At 36.4% G+C, this 18,689-nt stretch carries 18 protein-coding genes and 1 pseudogene; 4 read left to right on the top strand and 15 right to left on the bottom strand.

Features of this window, described 5'->3' with window-relative positions; translation table 11 throughout:
• The first annotated feature begins 282 nt into the window (after positions 1 to 282).
• Positions 283 to 1,002 carry a hypothetical protein gene (locus tag AC3II9_RS05380; RefSeq protein ID WP_489153768.1) on the top strand — a complete coding sequence of 240 codons (720 nt, stop codon included), beginning with the start codon at positions 283 to 285 and terminating at the stop codon, positions 1,000 to 1,002.
• 194 nt (positions 1,003 to 1,196) lie between these two features.
• On the opposite strand, the pseudogene AC3II9_RS05385 reads toward AC3II9_RS05380, so the two are convergent.
• Positions 1,197 to 2,324 (bottom strand): annotated as a pseudogene (locus AC3II9_RS05385) (IS4 family transposase).
• Between the two features lie 256 nt (positions 2,325 to 2,580).
• Positions 2,581 to 3,168, bottom strand: coding sequence for an NAD(P)H-dependent oxidoreductase (locus AC3II9_RS05390; protein WP_489153770.1), 588 nt, complete (start codon positions 3,166 to 3,168; stop codon positions 2,581 to 2,583).
• 122 nt (positions 3,169 to 3,290) lie between these two features.
• Between AC3II9_RS05390 and AC3II9_RS05395 the strand changes: the two genes are divergently transcribed.
• A complete protein-coding gene (locus AC3II9_RS05395) occupies positions 3,291 to 3,719 on the top strand; it encodes a MarR family winged helix-turn-helix transcriptional regulator (RefSeq protein WP_489153772.1) in 429 nt (142 codons plus the stop codon).
• Positions 3,720 to 3,816: 97 nt separating this feature from the next.
• On the opposite strand, the gene AC3II9_RS05400 is transcribed toward AC3II9_RS05395, so the two are convergent.
• Positions 3,817 to 4,224: a YuzC family spore coat inner layer protein gene (locus AC3II9_RS05400; protein ID WP_489153774.1), complete on the bottom strand. Its 408-nt coding sequence runs from the start codon at positions 4,222 to 4,224 to the stop codon at positions 3,817 to 3,819.
• A gap of 147 nt (positions 4,225 to 4,371) precedes the next feature.
• Here AC3II9_RS05400 and AC3II9_RS05405 point away from each other — a divergent pair, with 147 nt between their 5' ends.
• Positions 4,372 to 5,781: a YcdB/YcdC domain-containing protein gene (locus AC3II9_RS05405; RefSeq protein ID WP_489153776.1), complete on the top strand. Its 1,410-nt coding sequence runs from the start codon at positions 4,372 to 4,374 to the stop codon at positions 5,779 to 5,781.
• 123 nt (positions 5,782 to 5,904) lie between these two features.
• On the opposite strand, the gene AC3II9_RS05410 is transcribed toward AC3II9_RS05405, so the two are convergent.
• The 12 genes from AC3II9_RS05410 to AC3II9_RS05465 form a co-directional block, all read right to left on the bottom strand.
• Positions 5,905 to 6,294 (bottom strand): tautomerase family protein, encoded by a 390-nt coding sequence (locus AC3II9_RS05410; RefSeq protein WP_489153778.1) that lies wholly within the window; start codon positions 6,292 to 6,294, stop codon positions 5,905 to 5,907.
• Between the two features lie 27 nt (positions 6,295 to 6,321).
• On the bottom strand, positions 6,322 to 7,029 hold the full coding sequence (locus AC3II9_RS05415; protein WP_489153780.1) for a class I SAM-dependent methyltransferase: 708 nt from the start codon (positions 7,027 to 7,029) through the stop codon (positions 6,322 to 6,324).
• Between the two features lie 79 nt (positions 7,030 to 7,108).
• Positions 7,109 to 7,999 carry a DMT family transporter gene (locus AC3II9_RS05420; protein WP_489153781.1) on the bottom strand — a complete coding sequence of 297 codons (891 nt, stop codon included), beginning with the start codon at positions 7,997 to 7,999 and terminating at the stop codon, positions 7,109 to 7,111.
• Between the two features lie 199 nt (positions 8,000 to 8,198).
• Positions 8,199 to 8,339 (bottom strand): hypothetical protein, encoded by a 141-nt coding sequence (locus AC3II9_RS05425; RefSeq protein WP_489153783.1) that lies wholly within the window; start codon positions 8,337 to 8,339, stop codon positions 8,199 to 8,201.
• 300 nt (positions 8,340 to 8,639) lie between these two features.
• A complete protein-coding gene (locus tag AC3II9_RS05430) occupies positions 8,640 to 9,296 on the bottom strand; it encodes an IucA/IucC family C-terminal-domain containing protein (RefSeq protein ID WP_489153785.1) in 657 nt (218 codons plus the stop codon).
• Entirely contained in the window at positions 9,293 to 10,087 is a 795-nt protein-coding gene (locus tag AC3II9_RS05435; protein WP_489153787.1) for an ABC transporter ATP-binding protein, read from the bottom strand. The genes AC3II9_RS05430 and AC3II9_RS05435 overlap by 4 nt, the downstream gene beginning before the upstream one ends.
• An 11-nt stretch (positions 10,088 to 10,098) precedes the next feature.
• Positions 10,099 to 11,133, bottom strand: coding sequence for a FecCD family ABC transporter permease (locus AC3II9_RS05440; RefSeq protein WP_489153788.1), 1,035 nt, complete (start codon positions 11,131 to 11,133; stop codon positions 10,099 to 10,101).
• Complete coding sequence (locus AC3II9_RS05445; protein WP_489153790.1) at positions 11,130 to 12,134, bottom strand: FecCD family ABC transporter permease; 1,005 nt, start codon at positions 12,132 to 12,134, stop codon at positions 11,130 to 11,132. The genes AC3II9_RS05440 and AC3II9_RS05445 overlap by 4 nt, the downstream gene beginning before the upstream one ends.
• A 67-nt stretch (positions 12,135 to 12,201) precedes the next feature.
• Positions 12,202 to 13,176 (bottom strand): ABC transporter substrate-binding protein, encoded by a 975-nt coding sequence (locus AC3II9_RS05450; protein WP_489153791.1) that lies wholly within the window; start codon positions 13,174 to 13,176, stop codon positions 12,202 to 12,204.
• A 797-nt stretch (positions 13,177 to 13,973) separates the two neighbouring features.
• Positions 13,974 to 14,393, bottom strand: coding sequence for a hypothetical protein (locus AC3II9_RS05455; protein ID WP_489153793.1), 420 nt, complete (start codon positions 14,391 to 14,393; stop codon positions 13,974 to 13,976).
• 63 nt (positions 14,394 to 14,456) lie between these two features.
• Positions 14,457 to 14,915 carry a helix-turn-helix transcriptional regulator gene (locus AC3II9_RS05460; RefSeq protein WP_489153795.1) on the bottom strand — a complete coding sequence of 153 codons (459 nt, stop codon included), beginning with the start codon at positions 14,913 to 14,915 and terminating at the stop codon, positions 14,457 to 14,459.
• 221 nt (positions 14,916 to 15,136) lie between these two features.
• Positions 15,137 to 16,663, bottom strand: coding sequence for an LTA synthase family protein (locus tag AC3II9_RS05465; protein ID WP_489153796.1), 1,527 nt, complete (start codon positions 16,661 to 16,663; stop codon positions 15,137 to 15,139).
• A 684-nt stretch (positions 16,664 to 17,347) separates the two neighbouring features.
• On the opposite strand from AC3II9_RS05465, the gene AC3II9_RS05470 reads away from it, so the two are divergent.
• Positions 17,348 to 18,661 carry a TrkH family potassium uptake protein gene (locus AC3II9_RS05470; protein ID WP_489153798.1) on the top strand — a complete coding sequence of 438 codons (1,314 nt, stop codon included), beginning with the start codon at positions 17,348 to 17,350 and terminating at the stop codon, positions 18,659 to 18,661.
• Positions 18,662 to 18,689: the final 28 nt, after the last annotated feature.

The raw sequence follows: 18,689 nt of genomic DNA on the forward strand, positions 1-18,689 counted from the left end.
TAAAATTTAATTGTCCTTTTATTGATTGAAGTGAAAGGCGGCAAGTGTAATTGACGTCGAATTCATCTCCAATTATGAAATTCATTGTAGTAACAACTATAAATTTAACCTAAGTACTCCAACGTCAACTTCAATCAACACTACTAGTATTAATTTGCTAAAGGTCAATACTCCCCTCTGATGATGCTATTTTAACTGACTTCCCTCTTGTAGAATTGAAACTACTTTATTCCTCTTACAAAAACGAGGTAATATAAATTATTTACTAAAAAGGAGTAGATTATGAAATTTCAATCATTAGGAAATGTAGCATCTATTATCGGTAGATTAATGGAGAAAAACGTAGTTCCTATTAAAACAGCCATGTCTAATCAACAGAATAAAAGGATTAGTGCAATTAATATCTATGACCCTATTTTAGCAAATCAACTCTATATAGATCGAAATCACAATTTAACGATTCGAAGCAACAAAGTGTATAGTTTAATGACGGATTACGGGTATGTAAATTATCACTTAATTAATAATAATGGCTATAACTATGTGAAAATAGATCACTTTGATCATGAATTATCGGATGAGCAAAGAGTGCATTTAGAGCGCAAAGGTCAATTTTTAAACGACCTTCAATGGTTTGCTGAATTCAGAGATCTTAACGTCTTTTCAGTGTTTTTTGAAGCTGATGAAATTTTAAAGGAGTTCCAACAATTTGGGATTAATCCTAACGAACATTTCACAATTAATAATTGCTCTACACGCTACCGCATTGATACAACCGGTGTAATTTATAATGTAGATTTAGAGAGCAAATCGACACGTGAAATAGACTGGCGTATATTTGGTTATGATGAAAATTCAGTATTTATAGTACAAGGGATAGAATATCGGATTGGTGAGGATGGAAAATTACCTTTGCCCAAGGATTATGTGCATAAACATGAAGAGTTTAAAGTTGCTGGAGGGCCAGATTGTAAAAATTTTACCTCGAACATATTGAATTAAGCCCGTAGAAAATGCATCCAAACGGTTGTTTATTTGATTATGAGTGTTGTTATATTAGATGTAGAAGAGGGGGGGTCTCAAAATATCTTTTGAAACGCCTCCATTCCACTTATAATCGAAAACGATTATCAATTATATCAATATTTCTGCTGAGACAAAAGAATTATTTTTGCACACGTGTTGATTAACCAAATTCATCCAGTTTTTATTTGGTACAGTTCCCGTTGAAATGCGAGTAGTTCTTTGAGACCGATCCGCCATTCGATGGGCAGGGTAGCACAAAGAAACTGGCGTGTAAAACCAGCGAAAGATAGGCGTTTACAGTTATTTTTCTTGTGTCCTTCTGTATGAAGAAACTTGAGTAACACGTAGGCAATTAAAGCCGAAAAAAGCTGACTAAATACGGCATTTTTTGTCGTGCCAAATAACACGGGCACATTTAAGTGCTGTTTAATCCAGCGAAAAAAGGATTCAATTGCCCAGCGTTCTTTGTACATGCCAGCGATTTATTCGGCTGTTACATCCCGAAGATTTGTGACAACACGTACAATCGCCCCTTCATAATCGGTAAATTCTACGACACGGTGTCGCTTCTTCGTTTGTTTTTGAGCCGTACCAAGTGTACAGGTGAAATCAGCGACGATATTAGATCCTTCAACGGTCGCTCTTTTTAATGATTTTTTACGGTTTAACTGGATGTTCTCCTTTAAACGAATGACAAAATCTTGTTTCGTTGTCGCATAGCGATCTGCCTTATCAATCGAAAAATAAGCACGATCAGCGACGATGATAAAACGCTTATCTTCGAGCTCGACGCCAATTGGACCATCGTTTTTCAAGCCTGTTGTTTCAACGACGTGAAGGGGCATTCCTGTATTATTTGTGAAACTAACATGCAGTTTGATGCCCGGACGCTCACCGTGATACAACGCCCACGGTAAACGATTTTTCCCGACAGTAATCGTTGTCGAATCCATGGCCAATAACTCTTTTTTCAGTTTAAGTGAGCGTCTCGCAGCTCGGTTTAATCGGCTAACAATCCGTTCAAAAATCCGTTTGACGATGAGATAATTCAGTTCGCCTAAACGTTTGGAAAGCGTGGAATAGTCAACGGATTTCAAGCCTTTCTCTTTTGCCACATCAGAAGCGTAGCGCAAGCTTTTCCATTCAAATGTAGCAGCGCCAACCAAGTAATTTAAAAGGGTTGAAACATTACATTTACGAGCTGTATCTTCAAAACCAAATTCAGCGAGAATGCCATCAATTTCTTCCTGTGAAATAAAATTTTGAAGTAACGTGAAAATCGTGGTATTCTTAGCCATGAGAGATTCCTCCTCGTAATTGTTTGTGTGGTAACTTACATTTTACATGGAATCTCTCTTTTTTATTAGGTTTTAATGGTAAAAACTAGTTAATCAACAGACGTGTTATTTTTGTGATGTTCTTAACGATGGTACGTGTTATTTTAATTTGTCTGCCTCTGTATTATGTTTTACATGACAAGCAGGAAGCCGCACGAATGAAACGCTTAAAGTGGCGAAAAACTAGTAAACTATTACAAGGTTACTAGTTTCCACTTTAATGAGCGACTTGACGGAAATAACGATAAATTTGATGGAGCTTTTTCTCCTGTCCGCCCTTTTTACTTTCCATATTACCAAATTCAAAAAACTTCACTTTTTTTATGCCCACAAAATTAAAAACAGCCTTTTTCATTAACGCTTTATGACTGTTATTTAATAAGAACAGCGGATAATGTATAGGGCCCTTCATCGTTGAAATACACACAACCGATTTCCCTTTTAACAACCCTTCAGTAAACCATCCCCCTTTGTCTCGATAAGCAAAATTTGCCGCAAATAATTGATCAATATAGCCTAGTAACATCGCAGGTGGTCTTCCCCACCAAATCGGATAAATAAAAACAATTTTATCTGCCCACATCAATTGCTTTCTATACTTTTCAAACTTTGGATCGGTGTGCATATCTCGCCGACGCTTTTCTTCATTAAATTCAAGAATTGGATTGAAGCCGTCCTCGTATAAATCTAACACTTGAATGTCTTGAATAAGTGGATTTTCATGACTCCCTTTTAAAACACTTTGTAAAAAAGCATAATTTAAACTGTGATGATTCGGATGTGTGTAAACGATTAACGTTTTCATATACCATACCCCTTACTTATCATTTGATAACCAAATAATAACTCCCCTCTTTTTTGTTGTCAAATGATAATTGTTTTATGATAACAACTTTGCTATGTTGTAAATAAAGGAGGGATTGCTCTATGGATCAAACAAAGCTTTTTCAACAATTTGTTGCTTTTTCAGCTGCGGTACATGAAGTGACACATGACATCAAAAGACAGGTAAAGCCACCATATATCACCCCTGTCCAATACAACATTCTTGAATACATTTATGTAAGCCCACCTGTAACACCAAGTGACATTAGCGATTGTTTGCATATGTCACTACCAAATACAAGTCGTGAATTAAAAAAATTACAGGATAAACAATTAATCGAAAAGCACACAGCGACAGACGATAGACGAAAGCAGACTGTTCATCTAACAGAAGAAGGTAAAAAAGTGATGAAAACAACATTTGACCAAATCGAAGTGTTTTTCCAACAGAAAATACAAAATGCCTCTCAAGAGGAATTGAGAAGCATCGAGCAAGCACTACAGCTTTTGCAAAAGAAATTATTTTATTAACATCCGTGTCAGGTACCTGATCGCCATCTCATTGTACCTGACATGCTTTAATTCATCAGCTGTATTAAAACTTATATACTTTTCCCCTACAATTCATTCACCACTGTAAAATTATCGTTAAACTACAGCAATTCTTTTCTGTAAACACAATGCGAATACCGTCTGGTGTATATTTCGCCTCAAATTGGAGTGTAATACCTACTGATTTAATTAATCGAGCAACAGCTGCTTGATTGGAACGTTGTGCCTCGTCCATGAGCTCATGTGCAAACTGCTCCGATTTGGCAATTTTATCGAGTAGTAATTGAACCTGTTGGACAATGTTCTGCATTTGTTTTACCGATGTTTCTAATTTTTGAATATTCACAGGAGGGAAAGGGCTACGGTTCGGTTCGTTTGTCGGCATGGCTATTTGCCTTTGAGATGGTGTAGCAACATGTTGTGCCATCAGCCATACAGGATAATGAGGTGGATATACATAATACGGATAAGAATTGTAATACAACAAAATTCCTCCTAGCTAATCGCTAATCTTTTTATAGTATGAATCGTTGCAGTGATGCGTGTAAGGACACAATCAGGTTTTCTGTTGATTAAAAGGATAATAATGGATATAATAAGAACAAACATTCTCTTTCTAGAATAAATGGAGGTGCTTTTCTTGCAAAAAGAAGGCTTAAAACAACGTGCGCTATCATTGGTGCCATTACGAAACGATTTTCAACTTGTCATAGAAGAATACAATGAAGGTGCTATGTTTTCTTGGCTAAACGAGCAAAATGATGAAGGGATTAGCGTAGAGCTGGATTCATTAGGCAACTTAACTCGTCTATCCATTGATATAAACAATGATTGCTCGGATGTATCGTCACTAACAATAGACGAAAAAAAAGCTCGAGCAGAGCAATTTTTATTAAGTCATTATCCTGACGCATTAAACGATTTAACCTTCTATCAAACAAAGCAGCTTTCTCGTGCAGACCGTTTTTATTATGAACAACTTGTATTCGGGTTGCCATTACCAAGAGCAGGATGCTTTATTGACGTTGATTCTTCTGGGGATATTATTACCTTTACATACAATGGCGTAAAGCCCATTCCTGCAATACCAACAACGTTCATTTCTAAAGAAGTACTACAAGAACATGTACGAAATCATCTTGATTTACAGCTAACGATTACGAATTTGCATAAAAGTGTTCAAAATGTACATGAAGACGGACTCTGGCTTGTGTACGAAGTGAATTCCTTTCATCAATATAAAGCTGACACGTTGCAGCCAACATTAACAATTGTGCATGAAGAACACGAGCCTGAAAATTATGTGCCAGTACCGCCTTTTTCGTTTACAAATGTTGATAAACCATTATCGATTGAAGAGATCATTGGCATTACAGATAATATGGAAATACTTCGGGAAGTTGATATGAGCGATAAAATAGGTATTGTGTGGCGAGATAAAGATTGGGCGATGAAGAAAGAGGATTACTCAATGAATAGCTTTTTCATGAAACGCTCAGAGGATACGGTGAAAGCCTTCGTTTCAAAAGAAACTGGCAAAGTGCAAAGTTTTATGTGGTTTCTTGAAAGACAAGGGGATCTTCAGCTAAATCATGAAGAGTGCTTTCAAAAGGCGATACAATTTTTACAAATCATCGCGCCAGATGTATATCCGTATTTGCAACAGGTTGTTCGAGAGCGTGAGGAAGATGATGATTCAATGAAAGAATCATTCGTATTTTATTTGCACAATCGCCATGGCATCACTATACAAGAATTAGTAGTCGTTGCTGTTAATCGGACAACAGGACTGGTTGATTATTACAGTGGACCGCGCATTCATATAGAGCAACTACGCGAGTTACCAACCGAACCGGCTATCTCCGTACACGACGCACAAAAAATTGTATGTAGTCATATGGATTTTGAATTAGCATGGAAAAAAGATTACGATAGCAAAACAGATGCATATTTTCTTACTTATCAACTATGTGACCAGCATACGAGACATTCGATCCGGTACATAGATGCCATGACTGGTGCCGTGATTACGGATAAATAGGTGCTTCATGAAGTTTTTTAAGAACAAATACACGAAAGACTTGATTCAGCTCAAAATCGATGAATCAAGTCTTTAACATCCGGTACTTACCTTGCTTTACAAACAAAAGTGGTTACTAGTTTTTCATACATTGACTTTATAATTTAAGGATAACTCATCTCCGGGTAATCCCCTTATTCCCCAGTTGTGTTGGGGCGTTTCAAAAATTGTTATTTCAACGTCTTGAGGAGATAGCTTTAATTCACTATTTAAACGTTCGAATAGCAAGTTGATTAATTGCTTTTTAGCTTCTACTGTTCGCCCTTCAAACATACTAATTTCAATAATGGTATAGGCTTCCGTTCTCCCGTTTGCAAAATAAAAATCCTCTTTCTCCATAGGAAAAAAACGGTGGAATTTCTTATCAGCAGGCAATGCCAAAGCCTCTACCATGCATGAATGAATAATTTCTGATAGCGTTTCTCTAATTGGAATTAATCGATCTTTTATCCCGTAAATTTTAATTTGTCCCACTTACCGTTTCCCCCTGCTCACTTCAATTTATGCATTTATCTTTATTTTTAACATTGCATTGGCATTTTTCATAAATTCATAAGAAACATTGACTTCTTCCACTACATAGCCTTTGTCTATTAGCTCAGCCATCAGCTGCTCTAAATACGGGTATCTTTTCCCCTCTAAATCGACCAGCGGAAAAATGCGAACTTCTTCTTTCGTCACCCTTAATAATTCATTTACTGTCTGTATATGAAACTGATGATCTAATCTATCGGCATACATAAATAGAAAGTGTGCCGAAAGAAGTATATCAAATTCTTGATCTTGAAACGGTAAGACAGGTAACGTGACGGGAATATAACGTTTACTTGATGTCCTCATATGACTCGTACAATGTTTTAAAGCATGTACACGTTGTTTTTTAAGCGTCTCTATACTATCGAAATAGCGCCAAATATAATTATTTTTTACTTTCCCCATACCTTCCATTGCATGTTCAATATCTCGAAGGCCTTTACTTTCTAACTGTTCTACTGGATGATCATAAGCGATATCACACGCTGTAATATCTAAACCTAATTTGTGACCAACAGCTGTAAAAGAACAAGCCCCTGCTGGACAATCGAGTATGCTCTTTCCTTCCAATTCTTTCATTGAAAGAGAAAACATATCCATATACTCTTCAAAGGTTCTTCCAATAAACACAATCCGTTCTAAATCTAACTTTGCTCTCTGCTCAACTCTACTCATCTAAACTCACCTCTTATACTAAGAATTAACTATATGTTAGCATAATAAAACAGAAAATTTAACATATTATTACATTTAATCAAATATTTCTTCCTTCCTGATTTGAAGGTTCCATTGAAATCAGGAAAATGGCAACTATGACTAACAGCATTCCTACAAAATGTATGTACATTAATTTTTCCTTTAAAATTAAAAACGAAAGAATTAGTGAACTGACTGGTAGCACACTTGTTAGTACGCCTGTTGAACTCGCTGATACTGTTTTTAATCCGTCATACATTAAAAGAAACGCAATTACGGTTACAACGATTCCAAAATATAAAATATTCACCCAGTTCCCCAAACTAATATGTAAAAAGTTGAATTCTTTCGCTTCATAAATCGCAAAGGGTAAAAACAAAATGAAACCGAAAATACTCACCATTGTTGATATCGTAAGAGGGCTTACTCGATTAGATGATAACTTTCCAAATATAATAAATAACGCTTCTCCCAGTACAGCGCCCAATATTAAAAGATTCCCACCCAAGGAACTCATTTGCTCGGAACTACTGCTCAATACATTCATAGATAAAACCCCTAACATCGCACAAAATATGCCTACACTCTTTTTCTTCGTCAATTTTTCATTTAACAAGAACAAAGAAAGTATCCCTATAACTGCTGGAAGAGTACTTGTAATGACTCCTGCTTCAATAGCAGATGTATATTTCAATCCGTAAAGCATGAAAATATTAAATAAAAATACACCACTTATTGCTTGACCAAATAAGACTAAAAACTCTTTTTTAGTCAAAGATGGAATCCCCTCTTTTAAAATTAACAATGGAACAAGAATGATTGATGCAATGAGAAATCTTAATACGCATGCAATAAATATAGGGATATCCTGCACGATTAATTTTCCTACAACGACTGAACTGCCTACAATACACATAGCCACTAGTATTTTTAAATAGCCCGTATTCACTTCATCCCCCCAACTAGTAATCCCAAACAAAATATTTTATCGTAAGGTTAACACCAATAATTGGTTTGAAGTAGTACCAATTACAGCCTATTTTTAAAACCAATTTTATGTAAAGGGGTTACATAATGATTTGGATTGGATTGAACAAAAACAAATACTGTTATTTCTCTGTTTGAAAAGTAACTACTAAAACCCAAATCTACAAAAATAGCCACTTAATTATTCCTACAATTATTACGATAATGAAAAAATAGATAAACCCTTTCATTGTCCAACCTGTCGCTGCATTTTTTTCTGAACTACTCTGCATATAATCATCCCGATTATTTCTACCTCTCATATCCATCGCCTCCTCTACAGTTCTCCATTAGAGCCATGTTTAACTAACATGCCAAATTCTCATTGTACTAAACTGACCTTTCAGTGAAATAAGATATGCTGTTTACTTTATTTTAAAACTATATCGCACTTTAATCACCCAATATTTAACAAAAAGTACATACATTTTGTATTCAGTTTGCAGAGAAAACCTTTAAAAAAGAGATTACAAAAAAGCCGATTCATACCAAAATTGTTGGTACAAATCGACTTTTCACTTTACTGGCATCCTATTAAGTTACGAACACCAGGGGTTATTTCTTTAATCTTTCTTGAGTGGGCAATTGCCACAGTATGGATTTTCCTCTTCTTTCTTGACTTGATAATAACGACAGCAAGTCTTTCTTATTGGTATCTGACTCCATTGTTGCCCTTTTTGGAGATACATTCGCAACGGATTGCCTGTTCTCCCCAACCAATGTGCTTCAAGACAAGTCAGTTCTTTGAATTGCTGTTTTAACTCGAAATTCGAATACAATTTTTCCTGTTTACGCAAAACAGCTTGTAAACGAACGGCTATATTTTCCCAAAGTATGTTTTGAGGTACTTTACATTCTTTTGCAACCAGCTCTACAAGAGGCGTCAAATGCTCAGCAAAAATCCGCTTTTTCCAGTCTTCCGCCCATTCTTCCTGTACATCTTCTTCCATGAGAAGTGTAAATGTTTTTGGCTCAAACCGAGCCGTTGTCCACCAATCTTTCGTTTCCTTTTGTAGTCCATAATAATCGAGCGAGGAAGCTGCTACAAGTACGGCACACCGTTTAATAAATAAAGAACCCGCAATCGCTAACGACTCTGTACCGAGAGATGTCGCATATTGTTGCACTACTGGCATTAGTAGGTCTTTATTCAGTAAGTGACTCAAAGGAATGCCTTTATCAGAGCTATTTTTTTCTATACCATATAGCTCTAAGTTCATTTGACATATCGCCCTTTGCCTTTAGGAATACATAAAGGTGTACCGAAAAATGGATCTTTTTCTATCATGGCTTCCATATTAAAAATTTCTTGTACCATTTCAGCCGTGACAATGTGTTCAGGAGGCCCTTGTACAGCGACCGTTCGGTTATGAATGGCGACTAAGTGATCGGCATAGCGGCAAGCAAGATTTAAATCATGCAACACCATTACAATTGTTCGACGATGCTGTCTATTCAAATCAAATAAAAAATCGAGTAATTCGATTTGATGTGTCATATCTAAATAAGTCGTTGGCTCATCTAATAACAAAATCGGCGTTTGTTGTGCGAGTGTCATCGCAATCCAAGCTCTTTGTCGCTGTCCACCCGATAAAGCGTCTACTGGCTTATCTTTAAAAGAAAGTAGTTGTGTAGCTGCTAACGCTTGTTCCACTAACTGCTCATCCTCCTCAGACCATTGTTGAAACCACCGTTGATGTGGGTAGCGCCCCTGCTTGACGAGTTGCTGTACCGTAATGCCTTCTGGTGCAACAGGTCCTTGTGGAAGAATGGCTAGTTTTTTGGCAATTTCTTTTGTTGAAATCGACTGTAATCGTTGGTCATCGAGTAGCACTTCTCCTGATATAGGCTTTAAAAGGCGGGCTAGTGATCGTAATAATGTAGATTTTCCACTCCCATTCGCACCAACCAGCACCGTAATTTTTTCAAGTGGCATTTCAAAGCTTAAATCATCAATAATATGCTGATTGCCATAATTTAACGTTAAATTTTTTGTTTGTAATCCGCTCATTTACACCTCTCCTAACGATTTCGATTGTGGAATAGTAAATAGATGAAAAATGGTGCACCAATAGCGGCCGTAAATACACCTGCTGGAATATCTAAAGGTAAAAACATTGTGCGAGCAATTAAATCTGCAACTAACACTAATGTAGCACCAATCAGCGCGGTTATAGGCACAAGCCCTACAAAAGACCTTCCTACAAGACGTCTAGCAATATGAGGAGCCATTAATCCGACAAATTCAATCCCCCCTGCATAGGCGGCAGCAGTTCCGGCTAAAATCACGCTACACATTAAAAATATAAATCTCTGAACTTGTACACGAATGCCGATACTTATCGATACATCATCACCTAGTTCTGTCACATTTAAGCTTCTACCGAAAATCAACAAAATCGGTAACGGTAAGAGCAACCATAAAAACATGGAGGACACGTCACTCCAGCTAGCTGCATATAAGCTACCAGTCAACCACACATACGCTTTTGATGTAATAAAAGTATTACTAAATACGAGCATAAATGTCACTCCAGCTTTTAAAATAGCTGAAATACCAATGCCAATTAGTACGAGACGAATCGGTGTGACACCCTTATTCCAAGAAATCACATAAATTAAAATCGCTGTACATAGTCCTCCAGCGATTGCTGCAAAAGGAAGAAAAGTCATGCTCATTACACCTGTTCCTAACGCAATAAATGCAACAGCCCCAAAAGAAGCACCGCTCGTAATCCCGATAATATCAGGAGAAGCAAGAGGGTTTCGTACTAAGCTTTGTAAAATAAGCCCCGCTACACCTAGAGCGGCACCAACAAGAAGCGCTAATAGGGCACGTGGTAGACGCAATGTTTCGATGACAAAAGTATGCTCATCGATCTGACCAACTAGTTGAAGCAATACTTCAGACAAAGGAATCCATGTACTACCTGCTGATAAACTGAATAAAAAAATAGTAAGTACAGTGATCAAACAAATCAATAGGACAAGCATCCATTGCTTCGTTACTTGAAACGAGATATTTCCTTTAAATAAACGAAATGTCCAAGCTTTCATTGTTTAGACACCCCTTTTTTCGCTAAGTAAATAAAGAAAGGGCCACCAATACATGCGGTCATTACACCAATCGGTACTTCCTGTGGAATAATTAAAAATCTCGCTGTAATATCGGCGGCTAATAATAAGGATGAGCCAAGCAATGCCCCAAACGGAATCGTCCATCGATAATCATTGCCTACTAACCCCTTTGCGATATGAGGAACGATCAGCCCAACGAATCCAATGGAGCCGACGATTGCTACAGAACCACCAGCTAATACAATAATTAATAACCCCATGAAAACTTTTAACATTCCGACGTTTTGACCAAGACTTTTTGCTACATCTTCTCCTGAACTAAAAATATTCATTGCTTTTCCGATGAATAAGCTTAAAATCAGGGCTATTACTAAAATCGGTAATACAGATAACAGCATCTCCATATCTCTTCCTGCAACAGAGCCAGCAAGCCAAAATAAGACCGTTTGAAAGGACTGCTCATCAATGACTAATAAGCCTTGTGTAAAGGAGATAAATAAAGCAGATAAAGCCGTACCCGCTAAAATGACTTTAATCGGTGTGAGACCGTCTCTCCCAAAGCTACTTAGGAAAAATACCGCTACCCCTGCAATACCAGCCCCGAGAAAAGCAAACCACATATAGTGTGTTAACGATTGAATATTAAACCAAGTAATGGCTACGACAATAAAAAAAATAGCACCTGCATTTACGCCAAGTAAATCTGGCGCGGCTAAAGGATTTCTTGTCAATGTTTGAATTAAAATGCCCGCAATGGCTAAGTTCATACCGATCATTAAGGCAATGATCGCTCTTGTTAGCCTACTCGTTGCAATAATTAAGTGCTCCGTATTGTTAGGATCATAATCCGTCATTACATCCCATGCCGTTTTAAATGAAATAGAAGTTTGCCCCATCGCTAAGCTACAATAAAACAAAGCAACTACTACCCCAAAAAGTCCTATTAAGCCTACAGTTTTAGAAAATGATGTTTGTAACATAATAGATCCTCTTCTTCCATAGAAAAAGGGGAATACTAAATGATTCCCCTTTCCCTCTATTTTCTATTTACTGTTCAATTTTAAAGTGTGAGTAAATATCATCTAGCATTAGGTGTGCAGCTTGTAAACCGCCCGCCATGTTCCAAGCTACTTCATCTACTGTGTATACTTGGTTATTTTTCACCGCATCTAAGTTTTGGTATAACGGATGCGCTGTCCATTCCTCATGAGTCTTTTTCACCGCTTCGTTATCCTCCATGAATTGGAAAATAACATCTGCATTCATTTGTGGAATCCCTTCTTTATCTGTCAGCTTAACAATTTCTAAATTTTCACCTTGTAAATCTTTAGGTCCGTTAAAGCCAAGCTCCGTCAAAATTGATCCAGCAAAACCAGTCACATAAATTCGTGCATGATCTTCACGGTAATTAAGAACTGCTGTACTAAGCGGCCAATTTTCAGTTGAAGCGATTTTTTCTTTAAAGTCCGCTACACGAGCTTCCCAATCAGCAATTAAAGAAGTGGCTTTTTCTTCTTCTCCTAAAGCTTGTCCAATTAACGTTGTTGTTTCTTTAAAATCATAGAGTGTTGTATTAACAATCGTTGGAGCAATTTGAGATAGTTGCTCATAAATTTCTTCATGACGAAATTGAGTAGCAATAATTAAATCTGGTTTTAATGCCGCAATTTCTTCAAGATTCGGTTGCGTTTCTTGCCCTACAAATGGTACATCTTTTAATTCTTCTTTTATGTAATCATACATTGGTACTTGCACCCATGATTCCACCACACCAACTGGCTTCACATCAAACTCTAAAATTGTATCTGTCGCGCCTTGATAAAGCGTAACGACACGTTGAGGTTTCCCCTCAATTGTTGTTGTACCAAGAGCATGTGTTATTTCACGTGTTGTGGATTCTTCCGAAGCTTCACCTTTGCTTGCATCATTCGAAGCTTCTTCCTTAGTCGTTTCTCCACACGCCGCAAGCACCATTACAGCTGCAAAAAGCATGAAGAAAAACAGTGACAATTTGTTTTTCATTATTAGTATTCCCCTTCTTTTTAAATTGATAATGATTATCATTAACATTTAAAAGTTTATTATATATTACTATTGAATGCAATACCTAATTGAAATTTATTTTCAATTAGGTTGCACGTAATCCACGAATACCGAGAATCATTTTCCTAAAATAGAGTAAAAAACATTATTGTCACGCGTGTTGATTTACCTCTTATTGTTAAAGAGAACATTAGAATACGTTGATTTCCGCTACGGCTGACTCGCTTTCCGCAGGCACGGCTTCAACTAATTTCTTTCGGTAAGTACCGAAAGAAATGGATTTTCAGCTCGTGCTTTTCCTGCAGGAGTCGAGTCGCCTCCGCTCCAATCAACGAGCAAGCGCCTTTTTATTAATCATTTCACTAAAAAGCACACTCATAATCTACTAGTATTTGTATAATCAACACATCTGCATTATTGTCCTAAAGAATTTGCAAGCATTAAGCCATTATCAAAAAATGGAGAGTAAAAAGGTGTTATTGAGGGCATCTAATAAATGCATTTTCAACTAATAATCCATATCAATAACGATAAAAATCTACTCCTCCTATTTTTAGGAAAAGCAGATTTTCATTTATAACATATGCTTATTAATTGGAATAGAAAGGAGTCTTATTTTTTGAACAACCCAGAGGTGATTTTCTTTAAATCGAATTTACTATCATGAAAGAAAATAATGTTCAGCCTATACACAAATGTGTAATCGAAATACATTTTTATCGTAATTAAACACTTATTTTTAATTCAGTTGTATACATAAAAACCTTAAATTCTTTTCATACAACTCGCCCTTTCAATCTAAAATACAGCACCGTATAAATACCTATATAAATACCTATACAAATACAGGAAAACCATTGTAAAGGCAAACCTGCGATAAAATTCAACCCAAATAACGGCATGATAAATACAACATAAAGGGGATATTGAACATTAAAAATCATATTTAACAACATTTTCTCCATTAAAACTGGTTCAAAACTAATTAAAAGTGCTACTAACAAGCTGCTAATGGCACCCATTACACAAAAATTACGTGTCCATTTTTTACTCATCATGATCACGACACTAATATATATACATGTTGTTACGAAGCCAATAAAGGTCGGTTCTATATCTGGATATTTAAGTGCTGACCAAAAATTCAAACAAAATGTTAACGATAAAGTAACAATGAATATGATTACTTGAGCCATAAATACCTCCTAAAATAACCTAATAGTGTAATTTTACACCACAAGATTATTTTAGTTAATACTCTATTTTATTGTTTGTTTAATCGCTTCCCATTTTTCATATGCTACAGCTTCGTCTAATGTACTCATCAAGCGGTAATTTTCATGATCTAGAATACGATAATGCTTGCTTAAGAGATTTTGCTGCAGGCGATGTCCCTCGTATTCCTCAATATTTTTCCACCATATGTACCCGCCCATTGTCTTTTCTTTCGGAATAATAATCACATCATGAGCCGTTAATTCAATCACTTCCATCGGATCGCCGCCCACTCGATTTTGTAAGATTAAACTGTTGCGAAATAGTGCACAAATGGCAATAGTGACGGTCCAATTCGCTACCATGCGTTCTTTCTCAATCTGAACAAGCGTCTTTTTAGAAATACCTAATAGTTCAGCCATTTTTTCCTGTGTATAGCCATTTTCTGTCCGAATAAGCTTTAAACTTTCAGACGCAATTTGAATCAACTGATCTCGATCCATTTGTAACACCTCGTGTACTTTTACACTTAGTATAAATCATTTTGACTCTTTCTTCATAAAATACTTGAGGAAATAGCTACTTGTTCATCCTATCCACGAAACTGTTCTGTCCATATCGGCTACACTCTACCGTTTACAACAATGAAAAAGTATTCAATGAAAATCATCATCTCATTGAATACTCATTCAAAAATGCGGTATGACGTAATTTCAAGCAATCCCTACCGTTCCAAATCAAACATCCCAAGTTCTACTGCATATTGCTCTCCCGCATTGATATCATATTGAATCATACGATAGTCATTTAGTAGCTCTTGAGCGTTTTCGGGTAATTCATCTTCGTAAACAAACATTTCATCTGGCAGTAAAAAGTACTCCCCCCACCGCATTACAGGTATTGTTTTTTGCAGCTCAAGCATAAGCGCATAATACGGTGTTAATTCCACATTTAACTGTTCGAGTACAATCGAGCTAATCATATTTGGACTAACGATTGGATCGTCTAAAATTTCCGTTTCAAAATTGTTGTAAATAAAATAATCTGTCTCGTAAAATACTTCATTTTCTTGTTCGCCCTCTTCATCAAAGCCTTCGAACACATCCGGCGGCAAATGGTCACCAAAAAATACGACAGTGATCGGTTTATCCATTGTTTCAATTTCTTCGATAAAATGTGCTGTAGCCAAATCTGTATAGTGTAAGCCTTGCACATACGTTTCAATGTGCGCTTTTTCTTGTTCGTCTAGCTCATTGAATACTTCAAAGTGATTGTTATATTTATTTTCATCATACGGGCTATGATTTTGCATCGTCGTTAATAACATAAACAAGTTCCCCTCTGTATCCTCACGAACAATATCTAACACTTCCTCATACGCTGATGCATCACTAATATACGTGCTATTGTCCAATTTTTCTTTATAGGACAGATCCATATTGCCCCCTTCATAAATGAAAGGGTCGAATCCAAACTGCTCAAACACATCTTTTCTTCTATAAAGGTTTGCATTATATGAATGGACAGCTATTTTTTGATCAAATAAATGAGTAAAGCTTGGTGCTTCCTCTAAATTGGGCACTAATAACGTGTATGGAATGAGTAGCGATGGGTGAAAAAAATTGGTGCTAAATGCTGTTAACACTTCGTATTCAACATTTGCTGTACCTCCACCGTAATTAGCACCTAATAATACCCCAGAAGTCGTTTCATTGAGCAAAGATCGAATAAAAGGAATGGGGTCATCTGATAGTTCTAATCCAGGTATTCTAAGAGGGTCCGTAAAGCTTTCACTTAACACAAAGATCACAGTATGATCTTCTAATGTTCCTTTGTCACAATTCATTTCTATTGCTTTCTCTTTATATTTTTCAACAATATCGCTTACCGCTTCATAAGAATAGTCTTCGGGCACCTCTTCCATCACTTGAATATCTAAATTTTTGATAAACCCTGCTATCGGACCATTCGAGCTATAATCCTCCTTTAAATCCCAATAACTATCTGTAATACCGAAAGAAGTAGCGATGACTTTATAAGGATTATTCGCGTGATTACTATTTAGAAAACTGTAAAATACGAAACATAAAAGAAGGGATACGAGAAGCCTCTGTTTCCCTGTATGGACTGGTTGAGATTTGAAGTGTTTAAGGAGAAAAAAAGCAGCGATTAGCAATAAGATAACACCGATACTCGTCATTATATGCACTTTATTAATCATTTGGATAATGTGATTTATTTCGAAAATCATCGTGAAATCACTTGGTAAAAGGGGTTCACTTCTATAGCTTAGCTTTAAATAATTGGCAATGGAGAAAAGAAGTGTTGTACTAAGGAGTAAAAAGGAAGCATATATTTTCCGATTAACGATTACAAGAAATGCTAAATACAAAAAATACAACAAAATGATATCGAAAATATAATTATGCCAATAATGTTGTGTATAATACACTACATCTTGAAACTGAAATTGACATTGAAAAAAAATTAAAATATATTGTGCAAATAATAATACAGTTAGTGTGAAACATCCCTTTTTTAGCTTATGCATAAGAACATATTGTCTATTTGAATTTCTTTTTGGATTTATCATACTAAAAACCTCTTTACAGTTTTTGTTTTATTTTATTTAAAATTTCATTTATTAAATAGACAATAGTGGAAAATATGAATGTTATATTTTCATAATATCTTTCACCATTTATACACATAAATTTAAAAAGAGGTTGTCATTACTTTTAGGATATTGTATTTAGTACTTTTCCGGTTCAACAATAACCCTAAAAATTTCTCTTTACATCTTTTCACTTTTCGATGTAGTATTCTTTATTATCAAACTAAACATAATGTCTTCTCCTGTTACATTTATTGATACAATTTTTTTGTCTCACCTTATCATAATGGATTAATCTCAAAAGGGAATCGAGGAATCACGATGGCGAAAAAACCGACACTGATTTTAATGGCCAGCTTTGCAGGATTGATTTTACTAGGGGCCTGTTTATTGAAACTTCCGTTTGCGACTACCGCGCCTATTTCATGGGTTGATGCGTTCTTTACAGCAACATCTGCCGTTTGTGTAACGGGGCTTGTCGTTATGGATACAGCAGATAGCTTTACGATGTTCGGTGAAATAGTGGTACTTACGCTCATTCAGCTTGGGGGGCTTGGGTTTATGACGGTCTCTTCTTTTTTATTATTATTTTTTAAGCGGAGAATTTCCTTAAAAGACAAGCTGATTTTGCAGGAGTCTTTTAATGCCTACTCCATCGAGCAAGCGTTATATCTATTAAAGCGGATTGTCATGTATACACTCATCATTGAATTAATTGGTGCCGTGATTTTAGCCATTCGTTTTTCTTTTGATATGCCCGTTAAAAAAGCAATTTATTATGGCATTTTTCATGCTATTTCGATGTTTAACAATGCGGGGTTTGACCTATTTGGTGGTTTTTCAAGCTTAACAGGTTATGAAAGTGATATTGTAATCGTTTTTACAGTCTGTTCCCTTATTTTATTTGGTGGGCTTGGCTTTATTGTTATCGATGAGCTACGACAATTTCGAAAAGGAAAGCGCCTTTCTTTATACAGCAAAGTCATTTTATCTATGACAGCTTTTCTTGTCATTGGCGGAACAATAGCGGTGTGGTTTTTTGAAACAAGACACGGTGGTGTCCTTGTAGGTGCGACATGGAAAGAACAATTTTTAGGGGCTTTCTTTCACAGTGTAACTCCTCGAACAGCCGGAGCAAATACGTTACCAATGGATGAGCTAACTATTCCAACTTTACTTATGACGATTGTTTTTATGTTTATCGGCGGTGGTTCTGGTTCTACTGCAGGAGGGGTCAAAATCGCGACAATTACACTACTTGGGGCAGTTATTTGGAGTCAGCTACGCGGTTCAACCGAAACCGTATTATGGAAAAGAACAATTTCTAATTCGCTTGTTCTAAAGGCTTTTACGCTCGTTAGCTGTAGCGCGCTGTGGGTTTTCTTTACTACGATTGTACTCGCTATGACAACGAAGGGCTATACGATGATGACCTATTTGTTTGAGGCAACAAGTGCATTTGGAACGGTAGGACTATCGCTTGGTCTTACACCTATGTTGTCTCCAGCAAGTGAAATCATGATTATGCTGACGATGTTTCTTGGAAGGCTCGGTACCTTGACGATTTTATATGTATTGCTCGCCCGTCCAGCGAATCGATTCCGCTATCCAAATGGGGATTTAATGATTGGTTGATGTCAGAATCTACGTGTTGTCATATTTT

It is taken from the genome of Lysinibacillus sp. RU7 (genome assembly GCF_057837305.1).